Below are 12,367 nucleotides of genomic sequence, written 5' to 3' on the forward strand. Positions count from 1 at the left end.
GTTCAGGACTTCAGGTTTTTCACACTGGCAAATGTTGCCTCGCCCCGCGCCTGCTCCAATACATTCATTGGTGCGGGCGCCGGCAATGTGTGCAACGCTGGCTTGAGCATGATGGACCGCTCGCTGTCCGTGACGGAACGCTCGTCACTGGGGGGCACGCCGAAGTACTCGCGATAGCATTTGGAGAAATGCGGCGTGGACACAAAGCCGCAGAGCACGGCCAATTCGACGATTGAAATGGGTGTCTGCTTGAGCAACTGCCGCGCGCGGATCAGCCGCAGCCGCAGGTAGTAGCGCGAGGGCGAACAGTGCAGGTACTTCTGGAACATGCGCTCAAGCTGGCGACGCGACAGCGCGACATACGCCGCCAGTTCATCCAGGTTGATCGGCTCTTCCAGGTTGGCCTCCATCAATGCCACGACTTCCTGCAGCTTGGGCTGCTGGGTGCCGAGCATGTGCTTGAGCGGTACGCGCTGGTGGTCCTGCTCGTTGCGGATGCGCTCGTAGACAAACATGTCCGAGATGGCCGCCGACAATTCGTGCCCGTGCTCACGGCCGATCAGGTGCAGCATCATGTCCAGGGGCGCCGTGCCGCCTGAACTGGTGAGCCGGTCGCGGTCGAGGGTGAACAGGCTGGAACTGACGGTCACCCGTGGAAACGCCTCCTGCATCGCCGCCAACCATTCCCAATGCACGCTGCATTCATATCCGTCGAGCAAGCCGGCCCGCGCCAACACAACGCTGCCGGTGCAAATCCCACCCAGTCGCTTGGCATAACGCGCCTGGCTGCGCAGCCACTTGACCAGTTCGCCGGTCACGGTGCCCTGGATGCCGATGCCGCCGCACACCATCACAATGTCGGCGGGCGGCACGCTGAGGATCGAACCGTCGGGCGTGATCGGCACACCGTCGCTGGCCCACACCGGGTTGCCGTCCGGGCTTGCCGTGTGCCACTTGTAAAGCTCCTGGCCCGACAACTGGTTGGCCATGCGCAACGGCTCGACCGCTGCCGCCAGCGACATCAGGGTGAACTGGTCCAGCAGCAGGAAAACAATACTGCCGACCGGGCGGCCACTCATGATTGCGAAACTGCGGCCACCGGTTTTTGCGTGGGTTCCGGGTGCCGGGCGGTGAGCAAGCCGATCAAGGAAATCATCAGGGCCAGGACGAGGGTCGAAGAGACTTCGAAACGGTGTTCGGGCGTGACCAGCATCACCGTCAAGGCCGCGCAGATGAACGCGATGACCAGCCAGGTCAGCCACGGAAACAGCCACATCTGGAAGCTCAGCGTGACCTTGCGCTGGCGCAGGGTCTTGCGCATGCGCAACTGCGAAACCGCGATCACCAGATACACCAGCAAGGCGATGGCCCCCGAACTGGCCAGCAGGAACTGGAACAGCCCGGCCGGCATGAAGTAGCTGAGCAGGGTCACGCCCGCGCCCAGGATGGTACTGGCGATCACCGCCGCCCTCGGCACACTCGCCGCCGAGGTCTTTTTCATCAGTGCGGGTGCATCTCCACGCTTGCCGAGGGAAAACAGCATGCGCGAGGCAATGTAGATCGAAGAGTTCATGCAACTGGCCACGGCGATCAGTACCACCCCATCCACCAGCAGCTTGGCGTGGGGAATGTTCATCAATTCCAGTGCACGCTGATAAGAGCCGACCGAGGCCAGCAACGGGTCATCCCATGGCACCACGGAGATCACCACGAAGATCGAAAGCAGGTAGAACACCCCGATGCGCCACATCACCGAGCGCGTGGCCCGGGCGATGTTCTGCGCCGGGTTGCTGGACTCGGCCGCCGCAATGGTGACGGCCTCCGTGCCGATAAAACTGAACATGATGGTGATAAAGGCACCGACCACCGCCGACAGCCCGTTGGGCGCAAACCCGCCATGGTCCTGCATCAACTGGCCAAGCCCACTGGCCTCGCGTTCCGGCACCCAGCCCATCAGCACCGCAAAGCCCACGCCGATAAAACCGATGATCGCGATCACCTTGGCCATGGCGAACCAGAACTCGAACTCGCCGTACTTGGACACGCTGAACAGGTTGGTGACCACCAACAAAAAGATCGACAACAAGGCAAACAGCCAAGCGTCGATCTGCGGGAACCACTGGTTGAGGATATGCCCGGCGGCCAGGGCCTCGATGGGGATCACCAGCACCCAGAACCACCAGTACAGCCAGCCGATGGTAAAGCCGGCCCAGCGGCCGATGGCTTGGTCGGCGTAGGTCGAGAATGAGCCGGTGTCCGGGTTGGCCACCGCCATCTCCCCCAGCATGCGCATGACCAGCACCACCAGCAGGCCGGAAAACAGATAGGCCAGCAGCACCGCCGGCCCCGCCGCCGCAATCGCATGCCCGGACCCGACAAACAACCCCGCGCCGATAATCCCCGCAATGGAAAGCATGGTGACATGGCGCGGCTTGAAGCCTTGCGCCAACTGGCCGTTCGAGTCGTTGGAATTGAGGCTATTCATTGTTTTTGTTGTTCTCGGTGACCGGCGTGAGGACTGACTGGAGGGTCAGGCGATCGTCATTTTTGAATGATGGGTCACCTTACGCGGGCTGACTGGCGCGAAAATAGCCTGGAAACGGCGGGGGTTGGTCTGATATCGACATAAGACCTTATCTGGCTATGGAATCGGAATCTGACTACTTAACGGATCACCGGTTACGCACGGACATACGCGGGCACCCTCCTCAAAATCGATCCCTCACTGATAGGTAGGGATGTGCGTACCCAAATCGGGACCCGCAGACGCTGAACCAATGCCCTGACTGTCGCTTTGTCCAATTGCTTTTATATACATATAAAATATGCATAATGAGAACTTTCAGGATTCAATACGACAAAGCAAAAAGCATCACTAATCAGCAAAAGCACAAGGGCGTGAGCCTTGCCGATGCAGAACCGGTGTTTTACGACGAGACCGCTCTAACCATACAAGACAATGATCACGACGAAGAGCGTTGGATAATCATGGGTACGGACGCAAAGGGACGCGTATTGGTAGTGGCCTACACCTACCGCGATCCAAATTTTGTACGGATTATCAGTGCCAGGCGCGCATCCAAAAATGAACGGCGCCAGTACTTGGAGGCTTGAACCATGAAAGACGAATACGACTTCAGCTCCGGCAAGCGCGGTGCAGTCGCCAGCAACAAAGGCAAAACCCGAATCACTATCATGCTGGATGATGCGGTGATTGCAGCCGCCCGCGAGCGAGCGGAAAATGCAGGTACCGGTTATCAAACCGTGATCAACAACCTACTGCGCCAAGTGTTGGTTTCCCAAGACGCGCATAACCTCGGATCCGCACTGACGAGAAAAGCCAAAACCCTGCAAGTCATCAAGGAGGGAATCAGCCTTTGCGAAGTCGAAGCGCTGGAACAGCAGCTGATCGCGCTCGCCGGAGAGTTGAATCGAGTATTAGTCACACCAAAACCGACCAAACCAAAGGCTAAACCCACTCCGCTGAGGTAATCACTTGCCTACACGCTCGATAAACATCCGCCAGGCCACGCCCGACGACGTGCACGCCCTGATCGAACTGGATGCTTACGCCACGGCCCATACCCACCGCCGCGTATTCATCCATGATGCGGTGGTTCGCCAACACTGCCTCGTCGCCGTCGATAGCGCTGGCCGGTGTGTGGGATACCTGGTGCTGACCCATGATTTTTTCGATCATGGCTTCGTGGCACTGGTGGTTGTGTCGCCGGTTTATCAGCACCAAGGTGTTGCGCTGCGGTTGCTGACGGCGGCACAAGCAGCGTGCAAGACGCCCAAGCTGTTTACTTCAACCAATGCGTCGAACACCGCCGCCCAGGCGCTGTTTGCAAAGGCCGGGTTCGTGCCGAGCGGGCACATCGAAAACCTTGACGATCACGACCCTGAGCGGGTGTATGTGAAATTCATCCAACCCCTGTGAGTGCTGGCCTCATCAGCTCCACGCCGCCTCCATCGAACCTCCCGCAAACATCCACCCCCCTCGCGCACACTGGCACCTCCTGAAACCGCAAAAACGCTTCAGAGGTGCCCATGTTCCGAATCCTTGCGGCGAGTGTCCTGCTGATGTCCGCGCCCCTGGCGATAGCCACCCCGCTCACGGACGAACAACGCTCGGCCATCGACCGCTATGTCAACGCAGAAATAACCCGTCAGCAGTTGCCGGGCCTGGCCCTCGGTATCTTCCGAAACGGCCAGGCCGTGCTCGCCAAGGGCTATGGCCTGGCGAATGTGGAACTCAACGTGCCCATGAGCGCCGACAGCGTGTTGCAGTCCGGCTCGGTGGGTAAATCCTTTACCGCAACGGCCGTCATGATGCTGGTGGAGCAAGGCAAGATCGGCCTGGACGACAGCATCCGCCAGTACTTCCCCGAGGCGCCGGCAAGTTGGGCGCCGATCACGGTCGCCCATCTGTTGTCCCACACGTCTGGCTTGTCGGCCTACGACACGCCAGCGCTGCAAAAGCCTGGTGGCCCATTGGATATACGCCGCGACTTCACCGAAGCGCAGCTGGCCAAGGCGATTGCCAAGCTGCCGCTGGACTTCAAGGCCGGGCAGAACTGGGCCTACGAAAACACCAATTTCGTGCTGCTCGGCATCCTGATCCAGCGTGTCAGCGGGATACCTTATGGCGAGTTTCTCCAGCAGCGTATCTTCACACCGCTGGGCATGCGCTCGACACGGGTCATCTCGGACCTCGCGATTGTGCCCAACCGGGCGTCGGGCTACGAAAGGGTCGACGGTGAGCTGAGGAACCAGGAATGGGTGTCGCCGACCTTCAATGCCACGGCCGACGGCACGCTCTATTTCAGCGTCCGCGACCTGGAGCGCTGGGACCGCGCCCTCTACGATGAAACCCTGCTGACACAAGCCTCGCTGCAACGGATGTGGACGCCCTACCCCTACGCCGGCAAACATCGGGCGCAAGGCTACGGGTTCGGCTGGGAAATCCGCACAGTCAACGGCCACCCCGTGATCGAGCACGGCGGCTCCTGGCAAGGCTTTACCTCGTCCATCTCGCGCTACCTAGACGACCGGTTGACGGTGGTGGTGCTGACCAACCTGGATGCCGAACACAGCTACCCGGAAGTCATCGGACGTGGCGTAGCCGGCCTGATCGAACCCGGATTGAAGTGATCAGGGCCAACAAAAAATGCCGCTCTCCATCATTCCTCCACAAAACCTCCCCTGAATGCGCACGTTCGTTGCGCACAATGGCTTTCATCAGAGTGCCCGGTCGACCGGGTTCACACGGAGAACGGCATGATTCCAGCCCTGTACGTCGCAAAAACCGGCTTGTCGGCGCAGGACACGCAGCTGACGACAATTTCCAACAACCTGGCGAACGTCTCGACCACCGGTTTCAAACGTGATCGCGCCGAGTTCCAGGACTTGCTCTACCAGATCAAGCGCCAGCCGGGCGCACAGTCGACACAGGACAGTGCGTTGCCGTCGGGGTTGCAACTGGGCACCGGCGTACAGATCGTCGGCACCCAGAAAAACTTCAGCGCCGGCAGCCTGCAAACCACCGGGCAACCGCTGGACCTGGCGGTGAACGGGCGCGGTTTTTTCCAGGTGTTGCAGCCGGACGGCACCACCGGCTATACCCGCGACGGCACCTTTCACCTGAACGCCAATGGCCAGGTGGTGACGGCCAGCGGCTTTGCACTGGAACCGGCCATCGTGGTGCCGGATAACGCCAAGACCTTTACCGTGGGCCAGGATGGCACGGTGTCGATCACCGTGGCCGGCAACCCTGCTGCGCAAGTGATCGGCAACCTGCAAACCGCCGACTTCATCAACCCCGTCGGCTTGCAGGCAATCGGCAACAACCTGTTCCTGGAAACCGCCTCCAGCGGCGCGCCCCAGGTCGGCACGCCGGGGCTCAACGGGTTTGGCACCACCCTGCAACGGTCCCTGGAGACCTCCAACGTGAGCACCGTTGAAGAGATGGTCAACATGATCACCACGCAACGGGCCTATGAAATGAACTCCAAAGTGATTTCCACCGCCAACCAGATGTTGGGCGCCCTCACCCAGAAGCTATGATCAACACTTGCAAGCGTGGCCAGGGAGCGGCAAACACGACAAGGCTTATTCACCGAGCAGACTATGAACGATTTTCCCGTTGCATCCTCGCCCCTTCCGAACAGCGTCCGAGACACCCAGGCGCTGATCCTGATCGCCGAAGACGAGCCCGAGATCGCCGACATCCTGATTGCCTATCTCAAGCGCAGCGGCTTTCGTACCGCCCACGCCCTCGACGGCCGGCGCGCCCTGGAATTGCACCAGGCCCTCAAGCCCGACCTGATGCTGCTGGATGTACTGATGCCCCAGGTCGATGGCTGGAAAGTCCTGGCCGAGGTGCGTCATCGCGGCAATACGCCGGTGATCATGCTGACCGCCCAGGACCAGGACATGGACAAACTGATGGGCCTGCGCATCGGTGCCGACGACTATATCGTCAAGCCGTTCAACCCGGCCGAGGTGGTGGCGCGTACCCAGGCCGTGCTGCGACGCTCCATCGCCTACACATATGCCGCCGGCGCCAATGTGTTGCGGGTCGATGGTTTTGAAATCGACATCGAAAGCCATCAGGTCACGGTGAATATCGAGGGCAAGGTCCTGCCGCTGCTGCTGACCGTCACCGAATTCAAACTGCTCGCGCAATTGGCCCGGGCTCCGAAACGCGTGTTCAGCCGCGCCGAATTGCTGGCGCTGTGCTCACCGGAAAGCGACAGCCTGGAACGCACGGTCGACAGCCATATCAGCAAGTTGCGCCGCAAGATCGAAGACCTGGGGCTGCAAGGCGTGCCGGCGAGCATTCGCGGCGTGGGCTACCGGTTCGGGAGTGGCGTGTGAAGAAGCTCAATGGCTTGAGCCGCCAGATCATTGCCGCCATGTCGGCGGTGGTGCTCTGCGTGATCGCCCTGGCCGTGATCGGCTCCTACGTGTTTTATGCGCTGTTATGGACCTATTGGCCGCTCTCGGACGAGCAGGCCGATGCCTGGCTGCCGGCCAATGTCGAGTGGGCGTGGATGGCCTTGACCACCTGCGTCAGCCTGGCGGTGGGTGCCTTCGTGGCCACGCGGCTGTCGCGGCGGATCCTGATGCCGCTGAACTCGGTGGCCGAGAACCTGCGCAAACTGGCGGATGGCGACCTCGATGTGCAAGCCGTCGCCGGTGACCAGTCCATCGGCGAAGCGGCGATCCTGGTGGATGATTTCAACAGCATGGCCCAGCGCTTGAAGCGCATGGCACAGGAGCAGGCATTCTGGAATGCGGCGATTGCCCATGAACTGCGCACGCCGCTGACCATCCTGCGCGGCCGCCTGCAAGGCTTGGCCGAGGGTGTATTCGAACCGGACACGGCGCAGTTCTACAGCCTGCTCGGTCAGGTCGAAGGGCTGGCGCGGATGATCGAGGACCTGCGGGTAGTCGGCCTGGGCGACAGCGGCTACCTCGAACTCAATGTGCAGGACGCCGACCTGGCCGCCGGCATTGAAGAGGATGTGCGGCTGTTCGAACCGAGCCTGGTCGCCGCCGGTTTTACCCTGCAACTGGACCTGCAACGCCGGACCCTGCGCTGCGACCCCGCCCGGATACGCCAGGCCCTGCTGGCCCTGCTCGACAACGTGCGTCGGCACGCCACGCCCGGCAACGTCAATGTGCACCTGAGCACCCGCGATGGCATGCATTACCTGAGGGTACGCGACGACGGCCCCGGTATCGATGAGGACCTGGCCACGCACCTGTTCGATGCCTTCCAGCGCGGCGAAAACTCACGTTCCCGCGCCCAGGGCGGCAGCGGCCTGGGCCTGGCGGTGGTGCGCGCGATTGCCCTCGCCCACGGCGGTGCGGTGACGTGCCGGAAAATGGAAAACGGCGGAACGCTGTTTGAACTCAGTTGGAATCTTTAAGTAACCCAGGCCCCACCATGCGCATCTTTTCCATGATGTTCAGAACAACCCGGCGCTATCGATGCTTTGTCTTATTGGACGCCGAGGGTACGTGCGTTGCATTCAAAAGCTGTGCAGCACTGCCCGGAAACGGGCACTGGATCGAAGTTGAATGCATCAACTTGTCGTGGCTGGGCAACCCCTTTCCCAGCCGCGCCCGGATAGCTCAGCGAGCGTGAGAAATGAATTCGTCCTTATCACCCCTTGAAGAGTCGTTGAAACTGCACACTGCCCGGCTGAAACGGCTGCAGCGTTACTGGGTGCCGTTGCAACAGCGCGCGCCCAAATGGGTATTGGCGCTGTGGATTATCGGCGTAGCCGTGTCGCTGGCGACTCAATGCTGGTGCCATTGGTTCGTGACCGCGCCGCTGATCTGCGCGTTGATCATCGCGGAAATCGTGATCGACGAGGCGCAGATGACCCTGCTGTTGCGCACCGATGCCGTGCGCGATTTATTGAATACAGCCCGTGGTCGCTGCTTCTGAGCCTGCTCACCACAGCACGTCCACTCAGCACCACAAGCCCGCTCACTACAACCTGAACATTCCCTCAAACCGCGTGTTGTCCACCGTGCTCCCGCGCGCCTGCATCATTTGGAGAGCATCGGCAGGTCGAAATTAAAATGTACATGTATGTCTAGATTTATTGACGCACATGTACATTTATCCTAATTTCAAATCGCCAAGCCTGATGATGCCCACGAGGGAGCACACTCTGATGTCCAACGATCCCCTGCTGCAGCCCTATAAGATCAAGCACCTGACCCTGCGCAATCGGATCATGACCACGGCCCACGAACCGGCCTACCCGGTGGACGGCATGCCGCAGGCGCTGTACCGCGCCTACCACGTCGAACGCGCCAAGGCTGGTGTGGCCTTGACCATGACCGCAGGCTCCGCCGCGGTGTCGCGGGACAGCCCGCCGGTGTTCAACAATGTGCTGGCGTACAAGGATGAAGTGGTCGGCTGGCTGAAGGATTTGACCGACGAGTGCCACGAACATGGCGCGGCGGTGATGATCCAGTTGACGCACCTGGGCCGTCGCACACGCTGGGACAAGGCCGACTGGCTGCCAGTGGTGTCGCCTTCACACCGGCGCGAGGCCTCGCACCGCTCCTTCCCGAAGAAGCTGGAAGACTGGGACATCGAGCGGATCATCAAAGACTACGTCGACGCGGCCGAGCGCATGCAGGCCGCCGGGCTGGATGGCCTGGAGCTGCAAGCCTACGGGCATTTGATGGACCAATTCTGGTCGCCGCTCACCAACGCGTTGGATGGCCCGTACGGCGGCCCGCTGGAAAACCGCATGCGCTTTACCTTCGATGTCCTGCGCGGCATTCGCCAGCGGGTCGGTGAAGACTTCCTGCTGGGCGTGCGCTACACCGGCGACGAGGCGCTGCCGGGCGGGTTCAATGCCAGCGAAGGTTTGCAGGTGTCGCACCTGCTCAAGGACAGCGGCCTGGTGGACTTCCTCAACGTGGTGCGCGGGCATATCGATACGGATGCGGGCCTCACCGATGTGATCCCGATCCAGGGCATGCGCAACTCGCCGCACCTGGAGTTTGCCGGTGAGATCCGTGCGTCTACCGGGTTCCCCACCTTCCATGCGGCAAAAATCCCCGATGTCGCCACGGCGCGCTACGCCATCGCATCAGGCAAGGTGGACATGGTCGGCATGACCCGCGCCCATATGACCGACCCGCATATCGTGCGCAAGATCATCGAGCGGCGTGAAGAAGACATTCGGCCCTGCGTCGGCGCCAATTACTGCCTGGACCGCATCTACCAGGGCGGTGCGGCGTACTGCATCCACAACCCCGCCACCGGTCGCGAAACCAGCATGCCCCATGACATTCCCAAGGCAGCGGTGCCGCGCAAAGTGCTGATTGTCGGCACGGGACCTGCCGGGCTGGAAGCGGCGCGGGTCGCCGGTGAGCGCGGGCATGATGTAACGGTGCTGGAAGCGGCGGACCGGCCCGGTGGGCAGATCCGCCTGACCGCCCTGAGCGAGCGGCGCCGCGAAATGATCGGCATCATCGACTGGCGCATGAGCCAGTGCGAACGCCTGGGTGTCAAGTTCCACTTCAACACCTGGGCCGAGGCCGAGGCCGTGCTGGCGCTGGAGCCGGATGTGGTGATCGTGGCGACCGGCGGCCTGCCGCATACCGAGGTGCTGGCCCAGGGCAATGAGCTGGTGGTGTCGACCTGGGACATCATTTCCGGCGACGTCAAGCCGGGGCGCCATGTGCTGATCTTCGACGACGCCGGAGACCACGCCGCCCTGCAAGCGGCCGAGGTGATTGCGCAAAGTGGTGCCAGCGTGGAAATCGTCACGCCGGACCGCTCGTTCGCGCCGGAAGTCATGGCCATGAACCTGGTGCCCTACATGCGCAGCCTGCAGGACCTGGACGTGACCTTTACCGTGACCTATCGGGTCGAAACGGTGGAGAAACGCGACGGTCGGCTGCTGGTCACTTTCGGCAGTGACTACGGTGCGGTGCACAAGCAGCGGGTGGTGGACCAGGTGGTGGTCAACCACGGCACCCTGCCCCTGGATGACCTGTACTTCGACCTGCGGGGGCATTCCAGCAACGGCGGCGCGGTCGAGCAGCACGACTTGATCGCCGGCAACGCGCAGCACCTGGTGACCAACCCCGAGGGCCGCTTCCAACTGTTCCGCATCGGCGATGCGGTGGCCGCACGCAACACCCATGCGGCGATCTACGACGCGCTGCGGTTGGTCAAGGATCTCTAAAGCGGCTCGAACACCCCCGGTGCGGTCTCGGCGTAGCCAAACGCCCCAAAGAAGCGGTCCAGTTCGCGCCGCTTCAAGGCCTTGCCGGTGAACACGCTGACGTACTGAGGAATGCGCCGGAAGCGCACCACCACGTCCTCGCTGGTGTTCATCGAGATGTAGCCGATCTGCGTCAGGTAGATGGTCCGCGCGCGCACATCGGCAGCCTCCTCATCGTAGCCAAAGCGCCGGAACATGCCGGTCAGGGCGTTGATACGGGTGTCATCGGCCAGGGCGATTTCCGCGCTGACTTCTGCCGACTGCATGGCCCAACTGCGCACGGCAAATTCGAACTGCGAGTCGAACAGCTCCGGGTTCAGCCAGCATTCAAAGACGTTCAGAATCGCCTCGGAAATGCTTTCGGCGTAACGCTCGCACTGGAACACCAGGTTGCCGGTGTTCTTGTCGCGCCAGCGGGCCAGCAAGGCGGCGAGCAGTTGCTCGCGGTCCTCGAAAAACCAATAGAAACTGGTACGCGACAAGCCCAGCTGCTTGGCCAGCGGCATCACGCGCACGGCGTCGATGCCGGACTCTTTCAACGCCGCGTAGGCGGCGTCCAGCCACACATCGACCGAGCCTCGCCAGCCCGTGTCCTGGTTCTTGCCTCGCGGTTTTGCCGATTGAGCCATCCGGGGGTCACCTTTGCCTGGGAAATGCCGGTCACTTTACACGCCCCCTTCCCTGCGTGCAGTTCGTCGGTAAAACCGCACAAAGAAAAAATCCAGACTACTGTACATACATACAGCAACGTAGTTGAGGATGAGCATCATGAATGAAGATTTGAAGCAGGCAGGTTCTACCACCACCGCACAGCCGACCACCTCATTCGAGCAGGCTAAGACCGGTCGAGCACTGGATTTCACCTGGGCGCCTGACGCCAACACGACGAACACCATCGTCTCGGCGGATTGTGTCGACTATCGGGTCGATACCTCCCGGGGCAGCCCCACCGGTGACAGCCACTCCATTGCACGGCTGACCTACGTCCAGGGGAATGGGGGTGGTCAGATCGGCACGCTGTTTCTCGAAGAGGTGCGTGCCGGCGTAGGCGCCAATACCCAGATAGGGCTGATGGTAGGACGCAAATGGGCAATGGACGCCGACACAGCGAATACCGGCAGCATCGGCACCTACGTCGTGGAACAGTTCGATGACATGCGTGCCAGCGTCAACTACGTCGGGGCCTTCGCCCGTGTCTTCGCCGACCCCAGGATGGTCAGTTATCACGCCGGGGGCCATGTACACACCAATATCTCGATCACCGGCAGCAGGGCCCTGAGCATGGCGGATTCAGGCAAGTCGATTCTGGTCCTGAGCAACACGGACGTGACCCTGACGCTGGGTGATGATGTGACGGAAGGGTTCAGGGCCACGTTGATCCAGGCGGCGGCAGGCAAGATCAACATCGTCGCATTGGGCAACCACACGCTCTACAGTAATGCGGGAAGCCGTACACGCACGCTGAGCCCCCTGGATGAGCTGGAACTCAGCACGTTTCCAGGCGGCCCGGTGTTCCTGGCCTTCCGGGTGAGGCCGGCAGCCTGAGGTAGCAGGCCAGGCCCCGGGCATTCGGCAGCAAGCAGCCTTGAAGATCAACG

13 protein-coding genes are annotated in these 12,367 nt (G+C 61.4%); 10 read left to right on the forward strand and 3 right to left on the reverse strand.

Features of this window, described 5'->3' with window-relative positions; all coding sequences use genetic code 11:
* Positions 1-2: 2 nt before the first annotated feature.
* Together gbdR and gabP are read right to left on the reverse strand one after the other, a co-directional pair.
* A complete protein-coding gene (gene gbdR, locus AC3WP7_RS28495; RefSeq protein WP_092246113.1) occupies positions 3-1,079 on the reverse strand; it encodes a choline metabolism transcriptional regulator GbdR in 1,077 nt (358 codons plus the stop codon).
* The gene (gabP, locus tag AC3WP7_RS28500; protein WP_093513763.1) at positions 1,076-2,485 is read right to left on the reverse strand and encodes a GABA permease; all 1,410 of its coding nucleotides are present in this window, start codon (positions 2,483-2,485) and stop codon (positions 1,076-1,078) included. Before gabP ends, gbdR begins: the two co-directional genes overlap by 4 nt.
* 347 nt (positions 2,486-2,832) lie before the next feature.
* Between gabP and AC3WP7_RS28505 the strand changes: the two genes are divergently transcribed.
* From AC3WP7_RS28505 to AC3WP7_RS28545, 9 genes are all read left to right on the forward strand, one after another.
* Complete coding sequence (locus tag AC3WP7_RS28505) at positions 2,833-3,114, forward strand: BrnT family toxin (RefSeq protein WP_058427065.1); 282 nt, start codon at positions 2,833-2,835, stop codon at positions 3,112-3,114.
* A 3-nt stretch (positions 3,115-3,117) separates the two neighbouring features.
* Complete coding sequence (locus AC3WP7_RS28510) at positions 3,118-3,492, forward strand: BrnA antitoxin family protein (RefSeq protein ID WP_058427066.1); 375 nt, start codon at positions 3,118-3,120, stop codon at positions 3,490-3,492.
* A 4-nt stretch (positions 3,493-3,496) separates the two neighbouring features.
* The gene (locus tag AC3WP7_RS28515) at positions 3,497-3,940 is read left to right on the forward strand and encodes a GNAT family N-acetyltransferase (RefSeq protein ID WP_071491513.1); all 444 of its coding nucleotides are present in this window, start codon (positions 3,497-3,499) and stop codon (positions 3,938-3,940) included.
* 110 nt (positions 3,941-4,050) lie between these two features.
* Positions 4,051-5,154, forward strand: coding sequence for a serine hydrolase domain-containing protein (locus AC3WP7_RS28520; RefSeq protein WP_102592171.1), 1,104 nt, complete (start codon positions 4,051-4,053; stop codon positions 5,152-5,154).
* Positions 5,155-5,280: 126 nt separating this feature from the next.
* A complete protein-coding gene (flgG, locus tag AC3WP7_RS28525) occupies positions 5,281-6,066 on the forward strand; it encodes a flagellar basal-body rod protein FlgG (RefSeq protein WP_092246122.1) in 786 nt (261 codons plus the stop codon).
* Between the two features lie 63 nt (positions 6,067-6,129).
* The gene (locus AC3WP7_RS28530) at positions 6,130-6,879 is read left to right on the forward strand and encodes a response regulator (protein WP_071491516.1); all 750 of its coding nucleotides are present in this window, start codon (positions 6,130-6,132) and stop codon (positions 6,877-6,879) included.
* Complete coding sequence (locus AC3WP7_RS28535; RefSeq protein ID WP_092246130.1) at positions 6,876-7,937, forward strand: ATP-binding protein; 1,062 nt, start codon at positions 6,876-6,878, stop codon at positions 7,935-7,937. Before AC3WP7_RS28530 ends, AC3WP7_RS28535 begins: the two co-directional genes overlap by 4 nt.
* A gap of 221 nt (positions 7,938-8,158) precedes the next feature.
* Positions 8,159-8,461, forward strand: a complete 303-nt coding sequence (locus AC3WP7_RS28540) for a hypothetical protein (protein WP_071491518.1) — start codon at positions 8,159-8,161, stop codon at positions 8,459-8,461.
* 232 nt (positions 8,462-8,693) lie between these two features.
* A complete protein-coding gene (locus AC3WP7_RS28545; protein WP_102592170.1) occupies positions 8,694-10,730 on the forward strand; it encodes an NADH:flavin oxidoreductase in 2,037 nt (678 codons plus the stop codon).
* Here AC3WP7_RS28545 and AC3WP7_RS28550 read toward each other — a convergent pair.
* Entirely contained in the window at positions 10,727-11,398 is a 672-nt protein-coding gene (locus AC3WP7_RS28550; RefSeq protein ID WP_093127919.1) for a TetR/AcrR family transcriptional regulator, read from the reverse strand. The genes AC3WP7_RS28545 and AC3WP7_RS28550 overlap by 4 nt on opposite strands.
* A 139-nt stretch (positions 11,399-11,537) precedes the next feature.
* On the opposite strand from AC3WP7_RS28550, the gene AC3WP7_RS28555 reads away from it, so the two are divergent.
* Entirely contained in the window at positions 11,538-12,314 is a 777-nt protein-coding gene (locus AC3WP7_RS28555) for a hypothetical protein (protein ID WP_172963322.1), read from the forward strand.
* Positions 12,315-12,367: the final 53 nt, after the last annotated feature.

It is taken from the genome of Pseudomonas sp. FW305-3-2-15-C-LB1, from assembly GCF_058787615.1.

Coding starts and splice junctions, on each gene's coding strand:
- gabP (WP_093513763.1), bottom strand. CDS start 2,485: ATGAATAGCCTCAATTCCAACGACTCGAACGGCCAGTTGGCGCAAGGC.
- AC3WP7_RS28505 (WP_058427065.1), top strand. CDS start 2,833: ATGAGAACTTTCAGGATTCAATACGACAAAGCAAAAAGCATCACTAAT.
- AC3WP7_RS28540 (WP_071491518.1), top strand. CDS start 8,159: ATGAATTCGTCCTTATCACCCCTTGAAGAGTCGTTGAAACTGCACACT.
- AC3WP7_RS28555 (WP_172963322.1), top strand. CDS start 11,538: ATGAATGAAGATTTGAAGCAGGCAGGTTCTACCACCACCGCACAGCCG.
- AC3WP7_RS28520 (WP_102592171.1), top strand. CDS start 4,051: ATGTTCCGAATCCTTGCGGCGAGTGTCCTGCTGATGTCCGCGCCCCTG.
- flgG (WP_092246122.1), top strand. CDS start 5,281: ATGATTCCAGCCCTGTACGTCGCAAAAACCGGCTTGTCGGCGCAGGAC.
- AC3WP7_RS28530 (WP_071491516.1), top strand. CDS start 6,130: ATGAACGATTTTCCCGTTGCATCCTCGCCCCTTCCGAACAGCGTCCGA.
- AC3WP7_RS28550 (WP_093127919.1), bottom strand. CDS start 11,398: ATGGCTCAATCGGCAAAACCGCGAGGCAAGAACCAGGACACGGGCTGG.
- gbdR (WP_092246113.1), bottom strand. CDS start 1,079: ATGAGTGGCCGCCCGGTCGGCAGTATTGTTTTCCTGCTGCTGGACCAG.
- AC3WP7_RS28545 (WP_102592170.1), top strand. CDS start 8,694: ATGTCCAACGATCCCCTGCTGCAGCCCTATAAGATCAAGCACCTGACC.
- AC3WP7_RS28510 (WP_058427066.1), top strand. CDS start 3,118: ATGAAAGACGAATACGACTTCAGCTCCGGCAAGCGCGGTGCAGTCGCC.